This is a genomic window from Gilliamella sp. Choc5-1 (assembly GCF_001690595.1).
Classification (GTDB): Bacteria; Pseudomonadota; Gammaproteobacteria; order Enterobacterales; family Orbaceae; genus Gilliamella; species Gilliamella apicola_M.
This window is the reverse complement of the sequence record NZ_LZHH01000016.1, coordinates 99,429-121,867: the sequence shown is the minus strand read 5'-3', so window position 1 is coordinate 121,867 and position 22,439 is coordinate 99,429. Positions and strand designations below refer to the sequence as shown.

The 22,439-nt window shown below is 36.2% G+C and carries 19 protein-coding genes and 1 pseudogene; 8 read left to right on the top strand and 12 right to left on the bottom strand.

What is annotated here, in order from left to right:
- From A9G35_RS01675 to A9G35_RS01640, 8 genes and pseudogenes are all read right to left on the bottom strand, one after another.
- Window positions 1-354, bottom strand: a pseudogene (locus tag A9G35_RS01675) (helix-turn-helix domain-containing protein); the annotation flags it as partial.
- Window positions 355-508: 154 nt separating this feature from the next.
- Window positions 509-2,920 (bottom strand): DNA topoisomerase (ATP-hydrolyzing) subunit B, encoded by a 2,412-nt coding sequence (gene gyrB / locus A9G35_RS01670; RefSeq protein ID WP_065635415.1) that lies wholly within the window; start codon window positions 2,918-2,920, stop codon window positions 509-511.
- Between the two features lie 42 nt (window positions 2,921-2,962).
- Window positions 2,963-4,036 (bottom strand): DNA replication/repair protein RecF, encoded by a 1,074-nt coding sequence (gene recF, locus A9G35_RS01665; protein ID WP_065635414.1) that lies wholly within the window; start codon window positions 4,034-4,036, stop codon window positions 2,963-2,965.
- 48 nt (window positions 4,037-4,084) lie between these two features.
- Window positions 4,085-5,188, bottom strand: coding sequence for a DNA polymerase III subunit beta (gene dnaN / locus A9G35_RS01660; RefSeq protein WP_065635413.1), 1,104 nt, complete (start codon window positions 5,186-5,188; stop codon window positions 4,085-4,087).
- 16 nt (window positions 5,189-5,204) lie between these two features.
- Window positions 5,205-6,563, bottom strand: coding sequence for a chromosomal replication initiator protein DnaA (gene dnaA / locus A9G35_RS01655; protein WP_065635412.1), 1,359 nt, complete (start codon window positions 6,561-6,563; stop codon window positions 5,205-5,207).
- Between the two features lie 164 nt (window positions 6,564-6,727).
- On the bottom strand, window positions 6,728-7,822 hold the full coding sequence (gene ompA, locus A9G35_RS01650; protein WP_065635411.1) for a porin OmpA: 1,095 nt from the start codon (window positions 7,820-7,822) through the stop codon (window positions 6,728-6,730).
- A gap of 194 nt (window positions 7,823-8,016) precedes the next feature.
- Window positions 8,017-8,925 (bottom strand): recombination-associated protein RdgC, encoded by a 909-nt coding sequence (locus A9G35_RS01645; protein WP_065635410.1) that lies wholly within the window; start codon window positions 8,923-8,925, stop codon window positions 8,017-8,019.
- Window positions 8,926-9,041: 116 nt separating this feature from the next.
- On the bottom strand, window positions 9,042-9,791 hold the full coding sequence (locus A9G35_RS01640) for a MipA/OmpV family protein (RefSeq protein WP_065635409.1): 750 nt from the start codon (window positions 9,789-9,791) through the stop codon (window positions 9,042-9,044).
- A gap of 169 nt (window positions 9,792-9,960) precedes the next feature.
- Between A9G35_RS01640 and A9G35_RS01635 the strand changes: the two genes are divergently transcribed.
- The 3 genes from A9G35_RS01635 (at window position 9,961) to A9G35_RS01625 (ending at window position 13,362) form a co-directional block, all read left to right on the top strand.
- Entirely contained in the window at window positions 9,961-11,370 is a 1,410-nt protein-coding gene (locus A9G35_RS01635) for an aspartate aminotransferase family protein (RefSeq protein WP_218057166.1), read from the top strand.
- Window positions 11,371-11,443: 73 nt separating this feature from the next.
- Window positions 11,444-12,493 (top strand): GNAT family N-acetyltransferase, encoded by a 1,050-nt coding sequence (locus tag A9G35_RS01630; RefSeq protein WP_065635419.1) that lies wholly within the window; start codon window positions 11,444-11,446, stop codon window positions 12,491-12,493.
- A complete protein-coding gene (locus A9G35_RS01625; RefSeq protein WP_065635408.1) occupies window positions 12,490-13,362 on the top strand; it encodes an arginase family protein in 873 nt (290 codons plus the stop codon). The genes A9G35_RS01630 and A9G35_RS01625 overlap by 4 nt, the downstream gene beginning before the upstream one ends.
- A gap of 74 nt (window positions 13,363-13,436) precedes the next feature.
- On the opposite strand, the gene A9G35_RS01620 is transcribed toward A9G35_RS01625, so the two are convergent.
- From A9G35_RS01620 to A9G35_RS01605, 4 genes are read right to left on the bottom strand one after another with little or no spacing between them, the layout of a single operon-like run.
- Window positions 13,437-13,838: a DMT family transporter gene (locus A9G35_RS01620; RefSeq protein WP_065635407.1), complete on the bottom strand. Its 402-nt coding sequence runs from the start codon at window positions 13,836-13,838 to the stop codon at window positions 13,437-13,439.
- Between the two features lies 1 nt (window position 13,839).
- Window positions 13,840-14,196 (bottom strand): EamA family transporter, encoded by a 357-nt coding sequence (locus A9G35_RS01615; RefSeq protein WP_065635406.1) that lies wholly within the window; start codon window positions 14,194-14,196, stop codon window positions 13,840-13,842.
- Window positions 14,196-15,029 (bottom strand): alpha/beta hydrolase, encoded by an 834-nt coding sequence (locus A9G35_RS01610; protein ID WP_065635405.1) that lies wholly within the window; start codon window positions 15,027-15,029, stop codon window positions 14,196-14,198. The genes A9G35_RS01615 and A9G35_RS01610 overlap by 1 nt, the downstream gene beginning before the upstream one ends.
- A 9-nt stretch (window positions 15,030-15,038) precedes the next feature.
- Window positions 15,039-15,770 (bottom strand): MtnX-like HAD-IB family phosphatase, encoded by a 732-nt coding sequence (locus A9G35_RS01605; protein ID WP_065635404.1) that lies wholly within the window; start codon window positions 15,768-15,770, stop codon window positions 15,039-15,041.
- A gap of 159 nt (window positions 15,771-15,929) precedes the next feature.
- On the opposite strand from A9G35_RS01605, the gene A9G35_RS01600 reads away from it, so the two are divergent.
- From A9G35_RS01600 to A9G35_RS01580, 5 genes are all read left to right on the top strand, one after another.
- On the top strand, window positions 15,930-16,658 hold the full coding sequence (locus tag A9G35_RS01600; protein ID WP_065635403.1) for a winged helix-turn-helix domain-containing protein: 729 nt from the start codon (window positions 15,930-15,932) through the stop codon (window positions 16,656-16,658).
- Complete coding sequence (locus A9G35_RS01595; RefSeq protein WP_065635402.1) at window positions 16,655-17,998, top strand: ATP-binding protein; 1,344 nt, start codon at window positions 16,655-16,657, stop codon at window positions 17,996-17,998. The genes A9G35_RS01600 and A9G35_RS01595 overlap by 4 nt, the downstream gene beginning before the upstream one ends.
- Window positions 17,999-18,894: 896 nt before the next feature.
- Window positions 18,895-20,571 carry a glutamine--tRNA ligase gene (gene glnS, locus A9G35_RS01590; protein ID WP_065635401.1) on the top strand — a complete coding sequence of 559 codons (1,677 nt, stop codon included), beginning with the start codon at window positions 18,895-18,897 and terminating at the stop codon, window positions 20,569-20,571.
- Between the two features lie 267 nt (window positions 20,572-20,838).
- Entirely contained in the window at window positions 20,839-21,567 is a 729-nt protein-coding gene (locus A9G35_RS01585) for a type 1 glutamine amidotransferase (protein WP_065635400.1), read from the top strand.
- Between the two features lie 25 nt (window positions 21,568-21,592).
- Window positions 21,593-22,429, top strand: a complete 837-nt coding sequence (locus A9G35_RS01580) for a VanW family protein (protein WP_218057165.1) — start codon at window positions 21,593-21,595, stop codon at window positions 22,427-22,429.
- The last annotated feature ends 10 nt before the right edge of the window (window positions 22,430-22,439 follow it).

Below are 22,439 nucleotides of genomic sequence, written 5' to 3'. Positions count from 1 at the left end.
AAAACTTTCTAAATCGTGACGTAGCCAAATAGAGCGTACCCCACTCCCTGACACCATGATGCCTTCTTGACGAAGTTGATTGGCAACTCGATGTTGCCCATAAGCTGGATATTCATAGGCCATATTGACAACGGCTTGTTCTATATGTGGCTCTACCCGATTTTTTTCGATAGGCTTTTTACGACTGATTTCTTGAAGCGCAAGCTCACCCCCTTGCTCATACAATTTTTTAAAGCGATAATAGCTATCTCGACTGTATCCCATGACTTTGCAAGCTTGTTGAACGTTACCGAGTTGCTTAGCTAATTCTAGTAGTCCTTATTTTGGTTTAATAATTTTGGCTGTTTGATTCATTTCTGACTCTCCTTTTGTGTTATAAAATAACTCAAATGTCAGATTAAGTAAAGACTATTGCAATTTTCACAAAAAACAACTTTCTCACAATCATTATTCTCAATAAAAAACCAGACATTGAGCCTGGCTTTTTTTGCTTTTTGTTATTGTATATTTAGAAGTCTAAATTCGCCGCTTTAAGGGCGTTTTCTTCAATAAATAGTCGGCGAGGTTCAACTTCATCACCCATTAATGTGGTAAATAATTGATCCGCTTCAATGGCATCTTTGATGGTGACTTGCAACATTCGACGGCTAGTTGGATCCATTGTTGTTTCCCATAATTGTTCTGGGTTCATTTCACCAAGACCTTTGTAGCGCTGGATCGTTAAACCACGGCGAGACTCTTTAATTAACCAATCAACAGCTTCGTCAAAAGAGCTAACTGGTTGTTTGCGTTCACCACGTTGAATAAATGCGCTGTCTTCTAGTAAGTCTTTAAGCTGTGCACCAAGGTGGCATATGTTGCGGTATTCGTTGCTGTGAATAAACGCTTGATCCAGCGTGTAATTAGTGTCAACGCCATGAGTTTTGATTTTTATTACAGGTTGGTGTAGCTGGGTCTTTTCGTTGTAGTCAGTTGCATAGTGGTAACTGCTGCCATGTTGTTCTTTGTTTGTTAGTTTTTCAACAAGTGTTTTTGCCCAATTTTCGGCCTGTTGTTGATTTTGTAAAATACTTTCGTTTAATACATCATGATAAACCAATTCACAAAGCAATGCTTTCGGGTAACGGCGCTCCATTTTGGTGATAAGCTTTTCAACTTTTTGATATTCTGCAATCAGTCGTTCTAATGCTTCGCCTGCAAGTGCAGGTGCATGGTCATTGACATGTAACGAGGCATCTTCAAGTGCTAAGGCAATTTGGAATTGCGTCATTGCGTCATCATCTTTAATGTATTGTTCTTGCTTGCCTTTTTTGACTTTGTATAAAGGCGGTTGTGCAATATAAACATAGCCACGCTCAATGATTTCGGGCATTTGGCGATAAAAGAACGTTAATAATAAGGTACGAATGTGCGAACCATCAACGTCGGCATCGGTCATGATGATGATACTGTGGTAGCGCATTTTATCTGGATTGTATTCGTCACGACCAATTCCACAACCAAGAGCGGTAATTAATGTTCCGACCTCTTGCGATGAGAGCATTTTGTCAAAGCGGGCTTTTTCAACATTAAGAATTTTCCCTTTTAGTGGCAATATCGCTTGGTTTTTGCGGTTGCGCCCTTGTTTTGCCGAGCCACCCGCAGAGTCCCCTTCCACTAAGTATAATTCAGATAAAGCTGGGTCTTTTTCTTGGCAGTCAGCAAGTTTACCCGGCAAGCCACCTAGGTCTAATGCTCCTTTGCGTCGTGTCATTTCGCGCGCTTTGCGTGCTGCTTCACGTGCTCTTGCTGCGTCAATAATTTTGCCAACCACAATTTTGGCATCGGATGGGTTTTCTAGTAGGTATTCGGCTAGTTTTTCGCCCATGACAGATTCAACGGCTGATTTGACTTCTGATGAGACGAGTTTGTCTTTAGTTTGTGACGAGAATTTAGGATCAGGCACTTTGACCGATACAACCGCAATGAGCCCTTCACGAGCATCATCACCTGTGGCGCTAATTTTGGCTTTTTTACTGTATCCTTCCGCTTCCATGTAATTGTTTAATGTCCGCGTCATTGCACCACGAAAACCTGCTAAGTGTGTTCCACCATCGCGCTGAGGAATGTTGTTAGTAAAGCAGTAGATATTTTCTTGATAACCGTCATTCCACTGTAATGCTACTTCGACACCAATATCGTCTTTTTCGGTACTGAAGTAGAAAATTTTAGGATGAATTGGGTTTTTATTTTTATTAAGGTATTCTACAAAAGCCTGAATTCCACCTTCGTAATGATAATGCTCGCTCTTTCCTGTGCGTTCATCAAGTAACTTTATTGATACTCCTGAATTTAGGAAAGAGAGTTCACGAAGTCGTTTAGCAAGTATTTCGTAAACAAATTCAATATTAGTAAATGTTTCAGGACTTGGCCAAAAGCGAACGTATGTGCCTGATTCTGTGGTTTCTCCAATAATGTTAAGTGGTGCTTGTGGTACCCCTAAGTTGTAAATTTGTTGGTGAATTTTTCCATCACGATAAATGACAAGTTCTAATTTATCTGATAAGGCATTAACAACAGAAACCCCAACACCATGCAAGCCACCAGAAACTTTGTATGAGTTGTCATCGAATTTACCACCTGCGTGTAATACGGTCATGATAACTTCAGCAGCTGAAATACCTTCTTCTTCATGAATACCCGTTGGAATTCCGCGACCATCGTCACGAACAGAAACCGAGTTATCGGGGTGGATGGTGACTTCAATATGGTGGCAATAACCCGCTAACGCTTCATCAATGGCATTATCGACAACTTCGAAAACCATATGGTGAAGTCCTGTTCCATCATCAGTATCACCAATATACATACCTGGACGTTTACGGACAGCATCAAGCCCTTTGAGTACTTTAATGCTGGAAGAATCATAAGAATTAGACATGGATTTCTCGACTTAATTGATTGTTTATATCATTCTGTATATTTACAAAATTATACCAGATTTTATGTGAAAAATCTTATCATTTTCATCGATCATATGGCTAATTTGATCTTGGCTAACTGCAGTAATAAACACTTGTGAATTGGCTAATTTTAATCGTTTTGCTAGCAAGTCACGTCTATTTTGGTCTAGTTCTGAAGCAAAATCATCAATCAAGTAAATACAAGATTGTGAATGTTGTTTTGAGTAATATTCGCCTTGAGATAACCGTAAAGCACACATCACTAACTTTAGTTGACCTCGGGATAAAAGATCTTCGACAGGAATATTATCGATACGTAATTTTATATCCGCTTTATGTGGCCCTAGAGTGGTGTAATTAAGGAGTTTGTCACGATCGTACTGTTTTTGTAGCTGTTCAGAGTAATTAATTCCATGATCCCAACCTTGATAATATTGGCAATTAAGTTGATATTCAGGTAAAAAATCATGGCAAGTCCGAATAATTTCAGGAAAAATATGTTGTAAATAATCAGCTCGAATTTGGCTGATTTTTTCGGCAATTAGAGCGATCTCTTTGTCCCAAGGTAATAATTGTTTATAACTATTGGCTTGTTTTAACAGTGCATTACGTTGCTTAAATAGGCGTTTTAAATTGTTCCATAAATGAACAAATTCAGGGTGATGATGAAAACATCCCCAATCGATAAATGCACGGCGATACTTGGGGCCACCGCTCAATAAATCAAACCCCTCAGGTGTTACTAATTGTATCGGTAATAATTTGGCTAAATCGGCCAACCGAAAGCCTTCGTCTCCATCTATTTTTATCTTATTTTCGTTATTGCGTGATTTTGCAAGACCTATTGAATGGACTTGCTGATTGGAACTTTTTATCTCACTAAATAATATAAGTTCAGGTTGTTCATGTTGAATAATTCGATTTGATTGGGCATGCCTAAATGCTCGTCCGTGCCCAAGCATATAGATGGCTTCAAGTAGACTGGTTTTGCCACTGCCATTATCGCCAACAATGAAGTTGAAATGTGGTGATAAAGCGAGTTCTGCGTAATTAATATTACGAAAATGATGAACGTTGATGGTTGAAAGAGTCATATACTGTCAATTATTCCGGCCGAAGCCGGAAAATTAAATAAGATTTGATTATAAGCGCATCGGCATAACAACATAAGTGGCAGATTGATTGTTGATATCTTCAATTTGTACACTCGATACCGAATCAGTGAGTAATAGTTGTACACTATCACATCTTAATGTGTTTAATATGTCGAGTAAATAAGTAACATTAAAGCCAATTTCAAGCTCTGATGACTCATATTTTACATCAATAACTTCTTCTGCTTCTTCTTGTTCTGGGTTGTTTGCCGTAATTTTTAGTTGGTTGTTATGGGCGTGGAGTCGAATTCCACGAAATTTTTCATTAGATAAGATAGCAACTCGTGACAGGGCATTTCTTAGCTCTTCGCAGGAGACTTCAAGAGGTTTATCTGGATTACGTGGTAATACTCGTTTATAGTCAGGAAATCTGCCATCAATAAGTTTTGATGTAAATGTGAAATCACCAAGATTAACGCGTAAGTTATTATGACCAATTTGCATTGTGATAAGTTCGTCGTTATCACTAACCAATTTTGCTAGTTCAAGTACCCCTTTTCTTGGTAAAATGACCGCGTGGGTGGCTTTTGTATTTTGCTCAATGGGTTGAGCGCATAATGCTAGTCGGTGGCCATCAGTTGCGACAGTTTTTAATTGGCCATCTTCAATTTCAAATAACATACCATTTAAGTAATATCTGACATCTTGGTTTGCCATTGAAAATTGTACTGCATCAATAAGTCGTTTTATGGTTCTTTGTGGTACTGAAAGATCAACATCACTTTGCCAATTTTCTAAATTAGGAAAATCGTTAGCAGGAAGTGTTGCTAAAGAAAATTTACTACGGCCTGATTGAATCATTATTCGATTATCATCAACGCTTATCGATATTTTTGCATCATTAGGTAGGTTTCGACAGATATCAAGAAACTTTCTTGCTGGTACCGTAGTTGCGCCAGGTTCACTTGGCTCAATCAATGGTAAATGAGATATCATCTCTATTTCAAGATCCGTTCCTGTCATTGATAGTGTATTGTCATTAACTTGTAATAACAAATTCCCCAAAATGGGTAATGTAGGGCGATTACTCAGTGGGGCGCTGACAAGTTGCAATGGTTTTATCAGTTTTTCACGATCTATAATAAATTTCATAGTATTGATTCTTTTTTTAAGTTGATAATGTTCTAATTAAATTGGAGTAATCTTCTTTAATTGCATTGCTTTCTTCTTTTAATTCGGCAATCTTTCTGCACGCATGTAATACGGTGGTGTGGTCTCGTCCACCAAAGCCGTCGCCAATTTCAGGCAAGCTTTTATTCGTAAGTTCTTTGGCAAGCGCCATTGCGACTTGCCGTGGCCTTGCAACCGAACGCGAACGGCGTTTAGAAAGTAAATCTGATACTTTAATTTTATAATATTCTGCAACCGTTTTTTGTATATTTTCAATAGTGACAAGTTTTTCTTGTAAAGCAAGCAAATCTTTTAAAGCATCTTTAACAAAATCTATGGTAATAGCTTTTCCTGTAAAATTGGCATTAGCAATAACCCGATTAAGTGCGCCTTCTAATTCACGAACATTAGAGCGTAATCGTTTTGCAATAAAAAAAGCAACTTCTTCAGGTAATTTTATATGATTTTCTTCGGCTTTTTTCATTAAAATCGCAACCCGTGTTTCAAGTTCGGGCGGTTCGATTGCAATGGTTAATCCCCAACCAAAACGTGATTTTAGGCGATCTTCAACGCCATCAATCTCTTTAGGATAACGATCTGATGTTAAAATAATTTGTTGATTACCTTCTAATAACGAGTTAAAGGTGTGAAAAAATTCTTCTTGGGAACGCTCTTTATTGGCAAAAAATTGAATATCATCAATAAGTAAGGCATCAACTGAACGATAGTAATTTTTAAACTCTTCTATCGCATTGTTTTGCAGTGCTTTTACCATATCTTGGACAAAACGCTCCGAGTGCATGTAAACTACTTTGGCATTGGCTTTTGATGCCATTATTTGGTTACCTACTGCATGTAATAAATGCGTTTTACCTAAACCCGTCGAACCATATAAAAATAAAGGGTTATAAGCTTTGCCCGGATTTTCAGCTACTTGTTTGGCTGCTGCAACAGCAAGTTGGTTTGATTTACCTTCAACAAAACTATTAAAGGTGTGTTTATTATTAATACCAGAACGATAAGTATGATTGTGATTTGTTTCTTTTGTTGTTTGCCAAGCTGGTAAAACTTCTGCTTTACGTTGGCTATTTTGCGTCTTTTTATCTTTGGATACGGTTGAACCAACTTCAAGAAATAATTTTAAAGAATCATCATTAAAAAGCTTATTTAGCAATTGGGATATTGTGGTTAAATATTTATTTTTTACCCAATCTAGCACAAATCTATTTGGAGCATAAATATAGAGTTTATTATCGACCATTTCCGCTTGCAACGGGCGAATCCATAAATTAAATTCCGTCGTAGGGATTTCTTCTTGTAATTGAGAAAGGCAATCTTGCCAAATCGCGGTAGGCACGGCAACTCCTTCAACTTTTCTTACTAACAATACTATGTAGCATTATAACCTTTTTTGTGGATAATTTGTAGATCTAAGGTGATATATAATTTAGTTGTTAACAAAAAAGAGGTAAAAAAACCCGGCTTTTAACCGGGTCTTAATGACTAACTAAAAAACAAAAATTATTTTGTTGAATTAGTTACTTGAACTTCTTGAACGTTACGTGCTTTAACTTCAATTTCAACACGACGATCAGGGGCTAAACATGCTTTTAAGTTAGCGCCACGAAGTGCATTACATTTAGTACCAGTAACTGGTTGAGATTTACCTACACCACGAGCACTGATTAAGTCAGCAGGAACACCTTTAGCAACTAAGTATTTCATTACTGAGTGAGCTCGTTGTTCTGATAATTTTTGGTTATAGCTCTCTGAACCAATACGGTCAGTATGACCAATTACCACTACTGCACTTTCAGTTGGGTTGATTTTAACAAGGTTTGTTAATAAGTTGTCTAATGCTTGACGACCTTCAGCTTTTAAGTCAGCTTTTGCATAAGCAAATAGAACATCTTCATTTAATACATAACGTTTTACTTCAGTTTTCAATTCAACTGGAGCTGGTGTATCTAACGTCGCTAAACGGTAAGTAACACCTAAGCTTACTGTACCCGCATCTGGAGATGCGTCAGTTTTAGTATGAATATTTTGAACATATTGGTATTCTAAACGAGTTGAGAAATCATCACTTAAACGATAGTCAACACCTAATGCATAAACTGGAGATACATCTGTTTTTGTGCCATGATCTAGTTTTTCATAGTCTTTAACTAAGCCACCATTTTTCCATTTAGCGATAGTAACCATACCACCAGCACGACCATAGATATCTAGACCGTCAACGATAGGGTAGCTCAATTTACCAGTTAAAGATACGCCTTGAGCTGAAACTTTACTATGACCTACGTCATAACTTTTCCCTGCATAACGATAAGATCTTTTATATTTAGCAGAACCTAACCAGTCGTAACCTAATTCAAATGCTAAATAAGGATTTGCTTGAAAACCAAGGAAAGCACCACCAGCAACATTGCTACGATTTGATGTGCTAATGCCAACGTCATTCCACACACGAACTTTGTTTGCATCTAAGCGATAAAGCTCTGACCAACCTAATTTAGCACCAGTATAAAAAGTATTATTTTCATATGCTGCATTAGCTGCAGTGGTTGTTAAACTTGCAACTGCAATCGCTAGAGCTAGAGTAGTTTTTTTCATTTTATTGCCTCAACTTATATGTTGTTATAGACGATGTTTAGTTTCTTTATTGTTTAAAATTTACTTTAAATAAAAAGAACAATTACTTATTTTTATATAATTATGTCACCCATAATCTGTTGCCTAGTATAGCACATGTAATAGGCAAATCTATAGATAATGATAGTGCAATGAAAAAATATTTAAATGCTTTTTTAAACTATTTTGTTAATTGTTATATAAAAGTCATTAATGGTATTGGCTAATGAATTAGCCATAATAAAAAAGTCTGCTTCGAGTCTTTTATCAAACTCATCAGATCCTATATCTTCATTTTCGTCTAAGATAACCGAATCAAATTTAATTCGTTTAAAGGTTAAATCGCTATTAACAATAAAGCTGACGCCTCTTTCATCAATAATTTTAATTTTAGTGATCCATTTGCCAGAATCGAAATGAACACGCATTTCATCACTGGTGATTTCTTGATTTTTGCAGCTGATAATTCCATTTCCTTCAAGAGGATCTTTTAGTTCGGCTTGATCGCCTAATATAAAGGGTGGAAAATTCAGATTTTCTTTAACCCAAGTCGTCATGATTTGTTCAAGTGGTTTATCAATAGATAACGGCGTTAATGCAAGCGAGCCAAGCTCTTTACGCAAAATAGCTAAGATATCTTCGGCTTGTTTAAAGCTACTACAGTCAACAATAATGCGTTTATTATGCGTATCTAACCATAACCAATAGTGATTATATTTACTAAAAGCTCTTGGCATTAAGTCAATCATAACTTCATCTTTTAAAGTGGCTTTTTCGTTTTTAGTTAGTTTTCTGCTTAGTGCTTGTTCTTGTTTATCTATTTTTTCTAATAAAGCTTGTTTGATTACTGGAGAGGGCAATATTTTTGTCTCTTTTTTGATGCGTAATAATAAATGCCCTTGCATATCAACTATAAAATCCTCTTGATTATTATCATGATAAGGCGAAACCCAGCCCATTTTTGTGGTGTCTAAATTACCACATGGAGTAAAAGGGTGAGACTTTAGTGCTTTTTCTATTGCATCTTTATTAAGTAACGTGTCGTTATTAAGTTGGTAAATTATGGCATTTTTAAACCAAAGCATACTTTTCTATTTCCTGAATTTTTTGTAATAAAGATTTTATTTCATTTAAACAGCAATTACTGATTATTGTAAGTGTTGCTATTATGATTTTGATATTGAGTATCAATCAATATTAATTAAAAGTTATAAGATAACCCCATATAAACCGAAGTGATAGCACTATTGTCAACCATAGGACTACTTGCCGCATCACCAGTTAATTTGTCGATATGAATACCGCCAAAAGTCGCTATATTTTTGGTTAATGAATATTGCGCAGCTATTTCGGCATAAGGTGTTAATGAACTGCCTGCATTAAAGTATTGTAATTTTGAACGAGACGATTCTTTATGCGAAACGCCATAATAATAATCATTATGTTTACTATTAGCCCAATTTATACCAATAGACGGTGCTATAATTAAATTACCCTGCATATAAGGGACAGTATAATCGGCATTAGCTAAAACACTATCACTTTCGTTTAATACATCAGCGCCGATACTACTAGAAACCACTCCCCAATTGGTCACAATAGAATATTCTATTTCTGCCAGTAATGTTGAGTGACGGCTATTAAGTTGCCTTAATTGGTGATTATCTGAATTGTGTGGTTTAAATTCATTAGATAAGTAGCGAGCACCAATTGAGACGCTTTGATTATCAGTATTATAAGCATAAACGCCAGCAGATAAATCATCAATAAAAAATAGCCCATTGTCATAAACGATATGAGGAATAGGGTAATAATTATCATTATAATTTTTATAAGGTGAATTTGCCCAACCCATGCCTAAACCAAGGGAAGTTGGCTCAGCTAATGCAAACTGTGCAGTTCCTAAAGTGGTTATAGATAAAATAGACAGTCCACAAAGTATTTTTTTCATTTTTTTTATGCTTATATAAAAAGTGAATGTTTATTACAAATTAATAAGATTTAATTGTTTAGCTAATCGTCACACAATCTATACATTAACTGTACATTGTAACAAGCAAATTTCTTGAATAATAATGCCACATTTTATTGTATTTGAATATTGATTAGTGAGATAAATTATGAGTAAACCAACTTTAGAAATGACTAACAGTCGTCCTGATGATGCTACATTGTTAGCTGATGAAGCGAAATATTGCTCTTTTGGTGATACCGTACATTATGTTGAGCCACCAAAAATCTTTGACGGTTGTGAAGGTAGCTACATGTATGACAAAGAAGGTAAAGCTTTCCTTGATCTACAAATGTGGTACTCAGCATGTAACTTTGGTTATGCCAATGAACGCTTAAACAATGTTCTTAAAAAGCAAATTGATACCTTACCACAATGCGCTAGCCAATATTTACATCCTACAAAAATTGAATTAGCCAAAACCATTGCCCAAGGTATGGAAAAGCGATTTGGTTATGAAGGGCGGGTACATTTCAATGTAGGTGGTTCACAGTGTATTGAAGACTCGTTAAAAGTAGTGCGTAATGCAACAGGTGGTAAATCACTAATGTTTGCTTTCCAAGGTGGATACCACGGCCGTACACTTGGCGCCTCATCAATCACATCAAGTTATCGTTACCGCCGTCGTTATGGTCATTTTGGTGATCGAGCGATGTTTGTTCCGTTCCCATATCCTTTCCGTCGTCCTAAAGGTATGACTGCTGAAGAATATGGCGAACATTTAGTCGCTGAGTTTGCACGCCTATTTGAAACCGAATACCACGGTGTTTGGGATCCAAAAGTAGGGCAAGCCGAATACGCGGCATTTTATGCTGAACCTTTACAAGCAACGGGTGGTTATATTGTTCCTCCTCGTAATTACTTTAAAGGTCTTAAAAAAGTTTTAGATCAGTATGGTATTTTATTAGTCGTTGATGAAATCCAAATGGGCTTTTATCGTACAGGTAAACTTTGGTCAATTGAACATTTTGATGTTAAGCCTGATGTTGTGGTTTTCGCTAAAGCATTAACTAATGGTCTTAACCCACTTGGTGGTTTATGGGCGCGCGAAGAATTAATTAATCCTGAAGTGTTCCCTGTTGGCTCAACACATTCAACATTTGCATCAAACCCACTAGGTACGGCAGTTGGTCTTGAAGTATTAAAAATGACTTCAGAAACTGATTACGAAAAAATGGTTATGGATAGTGGAGCTTACTTCCTTGAAGGCTTAAAAACACTAGAGAAGAAACACAAAGAGATTGGCGAAGTTGATGGTTTAGGTTTAGCTCTTCGTGCAGAAATTTGTACAGAAGATGGCTTTACAGCCAATAAAGCACTTGTTGACAAAATGGTTGATATTGGCATGTCAGGTGATCTTGATTGGGAAGGTACCAAAATGGGCTTAGTACTTGATATTGGTGGTTACTATAAAAATGTGATTACTTTTGCGCCATCATTACATATTTCTCGTCAAGAGATTGATCAAGGTATTGAGCTTCTTGATCAATTAATTACACGAGCTAAAAAAGAACTTTAATCATTCATCTTAAATTCCCGCCAATATTTATTGGCGGGCTTGCGTGTTACAGCCAATCATTTATTTGAACGTTATGAAATACATCAACCAGTTAGAACCCAATGAATTAATAGACAATTTTCTAGAGCATCCGCCACAAGACTTTTCAGCATGGCTTAGTGAAGATGGTGTGCCTGTTTTTTCAGCAAAGTTTGATCTTTTGACTACTGCCGATGATGATTTCAGACATAAAATTCAAAAGCTTCCTTTTTATCATAAATGGCAACGCTACTTAAAACCTAATACCTGCTTTGTTGGAGCAACAGTTTCTGAATATTCGTTATTAAACGATAAAGTTGATGAAAATCAATTGGCTAAAAATTTAAAAACGGCTTATGCTAAACAATATCCTTTTTTGATTGTTAAAGATATTCCTGTTGCCTCGCCTTTACTGAGTGAAAAAGACAATGACTATTCATTACGCCTTATTTCATCATTAAAAACGCAAGGCTTTATTGAAGTTGAAGGGCAAGCATTGGCTTGGGTACCGATTGATTTTAGTGATATGGATGAAGTTTTTTCTCGTTTTTCGTATAGTCGACGTAAAAATTTTAGACGAAAACTAAAATCACGCAACAAGCTAGCCATTCATATTTTGCATAGTGGTGATGATTGTTTTTACCAACAAGCGGTTATAGATGAGTATTACCAACTTTATCTTAATGTCTATCAGCAAAGCGAAATACATTTTGATTTATTGACTAAATCTTTTTTTACTCAGCTATTACAAAACAAAACCCAAAATGCGCATATTGTAACTTATTATCATGATGATAAATTGGTTGGATATAATATTTGTTTTGTGGTTAATAATATGCTAGTTGATAAATATATTGGTATGGTTTATCCACAGGCTAGAGCGCTTAATCTCTATTTTGTAAGTTGGTTTGTTAATCTTGAATATGCTTTACAGCAAGGTTTTAGTCACTATATTGCAGGTTGGACTGATCCCGAAGTAAAAGCTTCGTTAGGTGCAAAATTTACCTTTACAAAACATTTAGTTTATATTCGCAATCCATTATTAAGAGCTGTATTACGAAGATTGATTAGTCATTTTGAAAGTGACAAGGAGAAAGTAGCATGACATGCCCTATTATTCTCAACTTTGATCAAAGTGTTGGTAAAATCGATTATGCTAACACAATTGATGTTACCCAGTGGCAAGATACAATTCGTTTTGGCTGTACTAAAAAGACGTTTAACCAATTTAACAATGTGTTACAGCAATTTTTACCAGAAAGTTATGGTACGGTACTAATGGGGAGTGGTGATTTTCATCATATTTCATTATTGCTTATTGAACGTTTAGCAAAGCAATATTCTGCTGATAACCCGATTCAAGTTGTGATTTTTGATAATCATCCTGACAATATGCGTTATTTGTTCGGTATCCATTGTGGATCATGGGTAAGTTATGTGGCAAGTTTGCCTTTTGTGAGCCATGTACATGTGCTTGGTATTACCTCTCATGATATTGGGCTTGCTCATTTTTGGGAAAATCGATGGGCGCCACTGTTTCATAAAAAGTTGACCTATTGGAGCTTAGATGTCAATATCACATGGGCCAAAAAAATAGGTTTAGGCCATGCTTTTCGGCATTTTGCGACACCAGATGATCTTATTGCTAACTTTCTATCGGAACAATATCATAGCGCACAGCCTGTTTATGTCTCGATTGATAAAGATGTATTGAGTGAAGAGGTTATTCACACCAACTGGGATCAAGGTAGATTACAAACTTACCACCTACTTGATACTATTTCTTCAATTAAATCTAGAATTGTCGGTAGCGATATTACGGGGGAACTATCAATATGGCAGCCAGCAAATTGGTTTAAGCGTTTGCTTAGTTCGCTTGATAAACAACCTACCATATCACCAAATAACCTTGTTAATTGGCAACAAGAGCAACATCAGCTTAATTTGACGTTATTAAAGGCATTAGCAGTATAAATTTTTGTAAAAAATTTTCAGGAAAGTACGCGTTTAAGTATAAAAATCACCTACTTTCCTTGCTATATTGGAATTTAACGTTGAAGATTGTTTGACTCTTGTTTAGATAATTTACTTTCTGCTAACGCTAAAAAAAGAATGCCAGAAATAATTAGTATTGTGCCAATTAACTTGAATAATGTAATTGGTTCGTGAAATAGCCAGATTGAAACAACCATAACAGTTACAATCTCAAAGTGAGATGCTGCAAAAGCAGGGCCTACAGGGGCTTTTTTTAGTAACGTCATCCAAGTAAAAAAAGTTAAAATATACCCAGCTATTGAGATATAAATCCATGGATTAGTAAATACACGAACTAACCAATCAACGCTCATAGCTAATGGTTCTGCATGTATTGCAGTTAATTTAAAACTACACTGTGCAATAGTGTCAAAAAACAACAATACGGTAAATCCAATGATATAAAATCTGGCCATATTAAGACATTCCTACAAAAATAACGCCTGCTGTGATTAATAGCATGCCAATTAAGCGATAAATGGTTAGCAATTCCTTAAAAATTACTCGACCTACTAGCATGATAGTAATGATATTAAATGAAGCAAGTAATACGCCTTGCGAAAGCGGTACTAATGTTAAAAAAGCCAACCATAATAAAAATTCAGCTACATAAGCGATAATGCCAACCCAAATCCACTTATTTTTAGCTAAATCTAACCAATAGTACCAACCATCGCGGTTATTGGGAGCAATGGCGGCAAATTTAAAAGCAACTTGCCCTAATGTATCAAAACAGATATTACTAACCCAAAGAATGATAACTAATGGCGACATTATGCTTTGATTCCTTCTGCAATATTATCAAAAAACGACGCGCACTCTTTGATTACTTCACGGCGTTGGCTATCAATTGTAATTAAATGATAACTATCATTTAATACCACTAATTTTGTTGCACCTGATACCGATTTTTCAACTAATTTGGCATTGGTTTCTATATTAGCAATATCATCATTACCTGAATGCATAATTAAACAGGGTGATGTCACTTTAGGTAATTGCTGACGCATCTCTTTTGCCAGTAATTGCATTTCGGCAAGTGCAGGAAACGGGTTACCAGCAAGCCCTGCTGATGCCGCATCGCCACTTAACATACTTTCAGAAACCACAGCCCTAATACGCTCGTCTTTAAGCCCGTAAGGTGGTTTTTCAATAAACACTTTCTTTTGGAAAATACCCAATTTCTTAAAATAAACCAGTAAGAAAAACAGTTTTTTTGCCCAAAATGGCATACTCCAACCATCATAACAAAATGTCGGTGCTAACACGCCAACGCCTTTAATTTGTTCAGGTCTGTCTGCGGCCAATTTTAGTGCCAATAATGCCCCCATTGATAAACCTGCTACAAACATATTCTCTACATGCTGTGCTAAATAATCAGCCCCATCTTGCACGCTTTTATACCAATCTTGCCATGTTGTTTTACACAGATCTTCTTCAGTACCACAATGCCCAGCTAATTGAATGGCATAAACGGTAAACCCTGCTTTATTTAAACCATTAGCTAAAATTCGCATTTCATTCGGAGTGCCAGTTAAACCATGAATCAATAACACGCCGTTTTTATTACCAGGTAGAAAGTAAGATAAATCTTCAATTTTACTCATTAAAATTCCTTATTCTTTTACCATCATGACAGGAATAACCCTTTGTTGTGCCTGTTTTAATGCGTTAGTTACATCAGCAAAGCTAGTGATTTTACGGTGTACTATTTTATTTTTTTCACAATAATTAACGAGCTTATCTTTGGCAAAAACAAAATCAACATTATGTGATACGCAATAGTCTGACGTACCATCGCCAACATAAAGAATCTGCGTAAAGTGCTGTTGTTTTTTAACATGGTTACATTTGCAGTTACCACTTTGCTTAATACAGCTTTTATTTGCGTAAGGGAATTCAAGACGCCAACTACGCGCATTATTATGCATCAGTTTATTGGCAAAAATAGGTAAATTCTCAATACCATGACGCTTTAAAATAAACTCAATGGCATAATCTAACCCATCACTCACCACGTGAACGGGAATACTATTTTGTTCGGCGTAATGAATAAAAGCTTTAAAAGCAGGATCAATCTCAATTTGTGATAAAACGCAATTAAGCTCCTCTAAGCTGGCGTCCATTAAAGCAATTTGTTTGCTCATACACTCTTGAGAGCCAATTTTGCCATTAACCCATAATTCTTCAAGCTCATCACAACCATCTTGACCAAAGTGGCTAAGTAACGTATCAGTCACATCTTTTACACTAATTGTGCCATCAAAATCACACAAAACAATTGGTGAGTGATGCTGGGTATAAGATGGGTGAAAGACCGTGTTTGTTATCGACGAAAAAGTGTTCATTTTTAATATAAAAATAGTCTAATTATAGATATTGGCGCAAATTCTCTCATAGAGTGGCAATAAACTTTGTAGGCTCTTTGTATATATTTTGTAACGGAGAATAAATTGTCTGTATAATGAAGTATCTTCAGTACAAGCAGTGGTAACTAAAAACAGATAATGAGTGAACGTATATTAATCATCGAGGATGATCAACGGTTAGCCAACTTAATTCAAGTTTATCTTATTCGACAAGGCTATCTTGTTGAGTGGCATAATAGCGGTGCTGGCGCTGAAGAAAAGATCCAACAACTAAACCCGGATTTAGTCATATTAGATGTCATGCTACCTGAAAAATCGGGTTTTGATATCTGCCGAGATATTCGCTCATGGTTTACTAACTATATCCTAATTATGACTGCTAGCGAAGATAATATTGATGAAATTGTAGGGCTTGAACTAGGCGCTGATGACTACTTGGCAAAGCCTGTTGAACCAAGACTACTGCTTGCCCGAATTCGAGCACTATTACGTCGAAAACAAATAGAAACCGACAAAGACAACACAAAAGAACATATTATACCTCAGAATAATAAAACATTAATCTTCGACCAATTAGCTATCGATGGCGAAAATCGCAAAGTCCTATTGCAAGAACATGAGATTGATTTAACCACCGCCGAGTTTGATCTGCTTTGGCTATTAGCTATTAATGCAGGAAGTATTTTGTCTCGAGATGATATATTTTCACAAGTTCGCGGTATTGATTTTGATGGCAGTGATCGTTCCATTGATGCGCGAGTCTCAAGACTTCGCCGAAAATTACTTGATGATCCCGATAATCCGTCACGAATCAAAACCGTTCGAGGCAAGGGCTATTTATTTATGCGAGAAGGGGAAAACCATTGAGACAATTACTTGCTAAGCCGCTATTTTTTAATCGCCGAATTGTCTTTTACCTCGTTATTTTACTATCATTGCAATGCATTATTGCCTATGGTGCATTACTAGTATTTGATTCGTTACCTTCATCATTAACTGATATGCCCGATGATCATATTGTCTTTCGAGAATCACAACGAGGCACGGTTAACTTGATTCGTATGCGCATTGATGAAAACAAAGATCGTCCTATTCAAGAAGTTGTTGACGAATTACAGCCTTATTTTGGTTATCCTATTATTGTGCTACCTGCCAATACACCACTATCTAAAACCGTGCACCAAGAGTTAGAAAAGTTAGGATTTTCATATGATAGTGATGAAGAGGTCATCTATATTGCTCTAAAAGACGGCCATTTGTTGCAACTAGGTCCAATGGTAATGCGAGATATTTTAAAATCCAATACGATGTCATTATCTGTGTTTTTAATTATCTGGGCTTTGTTCAGCGCGATTATCTTTTTTATTTTAATTTATATGGCTTTTAGTGCTGTTTGGAAAGATTTACTCAATATCAGACAAACAGCTGAACAGCTAGGACAAGGTAATTTAAAAGCACGGACAGTAAACGTAAAAGGCTGGTTATTTAAGCCGCTTGCCAACGTACTAAATAACATGGGCATGCACATTGAACACTTAGTCAGCACCAATCAAACCATCTCCCACGCAATGGCACACGAACTGCGTACACCACTGGCTAGAATGCGATTTGAACTTAGCATGCTTGAAGAATCTAACGACGAACAAGAACGCTTATTGTTACAAAAAGGCATGGGTGATGATATTAACGAACTTGAAACATTAATCAACGCCAGTTTAAATTACTTTAAAATGCAACAAAGTAATATTGAACTCAACTTAACGCGTATATCGCTAAAACAGTGGGGAGAAAGAATCTGTCAATCGTTAATATTATTTAAACCCAAAGACTTTGAACTTACTTGCAATAGCCAAAATGTCCAAGCAACCATTGACACCAATTTAGCTGAAACGATCGTCAAAAATCTTTTGCTCAATGCCTTTAAATATGCCACCCATAAAGCCGTATTAAACATTAGCAAACAAGAAAATCGAGTCATTATTGAAATTGATGATGATGGTGCAGGCATCCCCTTTGAAGCACGAGAAAAGATCTTCATGCCTTTTGCTAGACTTGATACCAGCCGTACTCGCTCAACAGGCGGATACGGCCTAGGTTTAGCTTATGTAAAATTAATGGCTGAATTTCATGACGGCAAAGCGTTTGTTGTCACAAGCCCATTAGGTGGTGCAAGATTTGTGGTTTCATTAAAATCAGGTGATGAATAGCGGCTATATTTATAGGTCAATGTGGTCAAAAACACCGAATTGTTTACACTTCATGATTAAAATAATCCGCTAAAAATCATAAGATGTTTTTCCTGAAATCGCTTTATGCGGTCTAACGGTATGATAAAAATTAATAAAGCATTTAAATTTTGTTTTCACTCTTTTGAGTCGTCAAATATTCGCTGATTATGCTGCATCTCAATTCAAAATTCGTATCACGCTTTCGGCTTTTCCATTAGTTTATGGGCAGGTGGTTTTTGCTTGATATACCGGTTATCACACAGTTTATCTAAATAAATCAATACAGTAGTATTTTTTGTTAAAAAGTTTCAGGAGTGTACTACGTTTATGTATAAAAACATTAAAAATCAAATAGATAATCTCAAGCAAATATTCTCTAGTTTGCTGCTTCGTTTCATTTTTAAGTAAAGGTAAACCTTTGGTATCAACCTGTCGTATTTCGTTCAGAAAGGTTTTGTTATCGCCTTTAGCTTGCCGTCTTAATTTATTTTCAATCGGGCTTTTTTTAGTGCGTTATAAATGGTAGGACAACTGACTATAAAGCGTTTAGCCAAAAATTGGTGACCGTTATTTTTCTTTTTGATATCAGCGCTCTATCGCTTGTCTGTGATAAGGCGTTAGTTCTGTTTTTGTATATTCATTACAGTAGTTTCTCAAATTACTGTAAACACCACGAAGAATTTCTACAGCTAATGCATTGGTTATTTTATTAAAAAATAGCATTGCTTAATCAAAAGCCAATTTTGTCGATACAAATAGCCTGTTTTCCGTTTCAGAAATAACAAAAATTTGTTATATTCATCAACTAACACAAAAATAATGGCAAGCAAATATTCTTAATTTGTTATTAATAAATATATCATCAGAGGTTTTTTATGAGCGGTTCACTACCGACTGAGACTGAAACTCGTCCAACAAACTTTATCCGTCAAATTATTGATGCGGATCTTGCTGCTGGCAAATATAAAACAACGCATACTCGTTTTCCGCCAGAACCAAACGGCTATTTACATATTGGTCATGCTAAATCAATCTGTTTAAACTTTGGCATTGCACAAGACTATCAGGGTAAATGTAATTTACGTTTTGATGATACCAACCCAGCTAAAGAAGATGTTGAATATGTTGAATCGATCAAACAAGATGTTCGTTGGTTAGGATTTGAATGGGATGGCGACATTTGCTATTCGTCTGATTATTTTGAGCGATTATATGAATATGCCATTGAGCTTATCAAAAAAGGACTTGCCTATGTTGACGAGCTATCAGCTGATGAAATTCGCGAATATCGGGGCACATTAACTCAACCAGGTAAAAACAGCCCTTATCGTGATCGTCCTATTGACGAAAACTTAGCACTGTTTGAGCAAATGAAAGCGGGTAAATTTGCTGAAGGAAAAGCCTGCCTAAGGGCTAAAATTGACATGGCATCACCATTTATCGTTATGCGTGATCCTGTGATATACCGTATTAAGTTTGCTGAGCACCACCAAACAGGTAACAAATGGTGCATTTACCCAATGTATGACTTTACGCATTGCATTTCTGATGCGATCGAAAACATCACACATTCACTCTGTACGCTTGAATTCCAAGACAACCGTCGTTTATATGATTGGGTATTAGATAATATCACTATCGAAGCACGCCCACATCAATATGAATTTTCAAGATTAAATTTAGAGTATGCCATTACCTCTAAACGTAAATTAAATCTATTAGTATCAGAAAAAATTGTCGATGGTTGGGACGATCCACGCATGCCAACTATATCGGGACTGCGTCGCCGTGGTTACACACCAGCGTCGATCCGTGAATTTTGTCGCCGAATTGGTGTTACCAAGCAAGAAAACACTGTTGAAATGAGCACGCTTGAGTTTTGCATTCGTGAAGACTTGAACGAAAACGCACCTCGCGCAATGGCGGTGCTCGATCCTGTTAAGGTTGTGATTGAAAACTTTTCAGATAATATTGATGAAATACTTAGCATGCCAAACCACCCAAATCGTCCAGAATTAGGCACGCGTGAAGCGACCTTCACCCGTGAAATCTATATCGACCGAGCCGATTTTAGGGAAGAAGCCAACAAAAACTACAAGCGCCTAGTACTTGGTAAAGAAGTGCGTTTGCGTAATGCCTATGTAATTCGTGCTGATCGTGTTGAAAAAGACGCCGAAGGCAATATCCAAACAATCTATTGTAGCTACGATCCGGCTACATTAAATAAAAACCCAGAAGACGGACGTAAAGTGAAAGGCGTGATTCATTGGGTTTCGGCTAAGTTTGCAAAATCTGCTGAAATTCGCTTATATGATCGCCTATTTAACACACCAAATCCAGGTGCTGCCGAGGACTTCTTAGCAACCATCAATCCAACATCTTTAATCATTAAACAAGGTTTTGTTGAAGCAAGCTTACAAAATGCCGAGGTTGGAATGGCTTATCAATTTGAACGTGAAGGCTACTTCTGTTTAGATAGCAAATATGCAACCGACGATAAGCTAGTGTTTAACCGAACCGTAGGGTTAAGAGATAGCTGGAACGAAGCCTAATTTAACTCAACCATTCACCGACTTATTAGGTCGGTGAATGGTTCTACTTGCCACCATATTCACATTACTGCAACCTACATAACTTCAATTGTAGGAATTACTCTCATCTAATTTTTCTATCCACTAGATCAATAGAAAAACAGAAAGTATAATATGCACTTTCATAGTAATGTGGCATAATTAGCAAAATTTAACAGTGTAATTATATCCTCCTAAAATAATATAGTAAGAAAAGTAGTACATTTTTTATCAAAGGAAATTTTACTCATGCATATCCATTTTATTATTCACGAGGCTTTTGAAGCTCCGGGTGCTTATGAGCAATGGGCAATAGATCATCATCACACTATAACTTATTCTCGCGTTTACCTTAATGAACCACTTCCTAATAGCATTGATGATATCGACTTTCTTATTGTTATGGGCGGTCCACAGTCACCATCAACGACCAAACAAGAATGTGCTCATTTTGATTCTAAAGCAGAACAAGCCATTATTTTATCAGCAATAAAAGCAGAGAAAGTAGTCATTGGTGTATGTCTTGGTTCACAATTAATCGGCGAAGCTCTAGGGGAAAGTTATAGCAACAGCCCAGAAAAAGAAATTGGCAAATTCCCTATTATGTTAACTCAAATCGGTAAAACAAATCCTTTGTTTACTGATTTTGGTAGTACATTAGAAGTCGGTCATTGGCACAATGATATGCCAGGTTTAACCAAAGATGCTCAAATTATTGCGTATAGTGAAGGGTGTCCTCGTCAAATCATTGCATACAGTAAATTTGTTTATGGTTTCCAATGCCATATGGAGTTAACACCTGAAGTAGTCGAATTATTAATTACCCATTCACAAAAGGAACTTAGCCAAGCAGAAAAATACCGCTTTGTCGATACACCTGATAAGCTTCGCTCTCATGATTACACTGAAATGAATCAAAAACTTTTCACTTTTCTCGACAAGTTAAGCCAACGCTATCTGTCACCTTTAGAAAAATAACTGATTATATCTTGTCGATAAGGGAATGGAAAATATGCAGGATATTATTATCGATAAACCGATAAAACGCAGTAAATTAAGGCTAAAATTAGGCAAAGAATATTTTATCTTAAAACGAAAATTTGATTGGTGGCAACATCGTAACGCATATTGCACTGTCGACATAAATAATAATACATGTTGTTATTCACACAAAAAACATCAGTCTGTTTTATTAAGACAACTAAAAGATGTTGATATGTATTTACAATATAACAAAATCACTAATCTTAGATTAGCAATTGAAAAACTTAATGGTTCAATCATTAAGCCTAATCAACGTTTTTCGATCTGGCAAAAAGTAGGACGCCCATCAAAACGGCGAGGATTTCTTGAAGGACTATCGCTACATAATGGACAAATAGGTAAAGATATTGGCGGCGGTTTGTGCCAATTAGGTAACTTAATTTATTGGATTGTATTACATTCTGATTTAACTATAGTAGAGCGTTGGCGACATAGCTTTGATGTTTTTCCTGATGTTAACCGTACCATTCCGTTCGCTTGTGGCGCAACTTTATCGTATAACTATGTGGATTTACAATTACTAAACAAAACCAATACCACTTATCGCCTTAATCTTTGGCTTGATGATGAATATTTACATGGCGAATTACTTGCTGATACGCCTTTATCTTATACTTATGAAGTCTTTGAAACCGATCACCGCATTGAACAACAATGGTGGGGAGGCTATACCCGACATAATAAAATATGGCAACGTAAAACACATTTAATTGATAATCATGTTGAAGAAAAGCTAATTAGTGAAAATCACGCTATTATGATGTATATCCCTTATCTAAAAAATAATGACGATTAATAAAATAGAT

Coding starts and splice junctions, on each gene's coding strand:
- A9G35_RS01630 (WP_065635419.1), top strand. CDS start 11,444: ATGAAATACATCAACCAGTTAGAACCCAATGAATTAATAGACAATTTT.
- glnS (WP_065635401.1), top strand. CDS start 18,895: ATGAGCGGTTCACTACCGACTGAGACTGAAACTCGTCCAACAAACTTT.
- A9G35_RS01585 (WP_065635400.1), top strand. CDS start 20,839: ATGCATATCCATTTTATTATTCACGAGGCTTTTGAAGCTCCGGGTGCT.
- A9G35_RS01580 (WP_218057165.1), top strand. CDS start 21,593: ATGGAAAATATGCAGGATATTATTATCGATAAACCGATAAAACGCAGT.
- A9G35_RS01615 (WP_065635406.1), bottom strand. CDS start 14,196: ATGTCGCCATTAGTTATCATTCTTTGGGTTAGTAATATCTGTTTTGAT.
- recF (WP_065635414.1), bottom strand. CDS start 4,036: ATGACTCTTTCAACCATCAACGTTCATCATTTTCGTAATATTAATTAC.
- gyrB (WP_065635415.1), bottom strand. CDS start 2,920: ATGTCTAATTCTTATGATTCTTCCAGCATTAAAGTACTCAAAGGGCTT.
- A9G35_RS01605 (WP_065635404.1), bottom strand. CDS start 15,770: ATGAACACTTTTTCGTCGATAACAAACACGGTCTTTCACCCATCTTAT.
- ompA (WP_065635411.1), bottom strand. CDS start 7,822: ATGAAAAAAACTACTCTAGCTCTAGCGATTGCAGTTGCAAGTTTAACA.
- A9G35_RS01625 (WP_065635408.1), top strand. CDS start 12,490: ATGACATGCCCTATTATTCTCAACTTTGATCAAAGTGTTGGTAAAATC.
- A9G35_RS01635 (WP_218057166.1), top strand. CDS start 9,961: ATGAGTAAACCAACTTTAGAAATGACTAACAGTCGTCCTGATGATGCT.
- A9G35_RS01645 (WP_065635410.1), bottom strand. CDS start 8,925: ATGCTTTGGTTTAAAAATGCCATAATTTACCAACTTAATAACGACACG.
- A9G35_RS01610 (WP_065635405.1), bottom strand. CDS start 15,029: ATGAGTAAAATTGAAGATTTATCTTACTTTCTACCTGGTAATAAAAAC.
- A9G35_RS01640 (WP_065635409.1), bottom strand. CDS start 9,791: ATGAAAAAAATACTTTGTGGACTGTCTATTTTATCTATAACCACTTTA.
- A9G35_RS01600 (WP_065635403.1), top strand. CDS start 15,930: ATGAGTGAACGTATATTAATCATCGAGGATGATCAACGGTTAGCCAAC.
- dnaN (WP_065635413.1), bottom strand. CDS start 5,188: ATGAAATTTATTATAGATCGTGAAAAACTGATAAAACCATTGCAACTT.
- A9G35_RS01620 (WP_065635407.1), bottom strand. CDS start 13,838: ATGGCCAGATTTTATATCATTGGATTTACCGTATTGTTGTTTTTTGAC.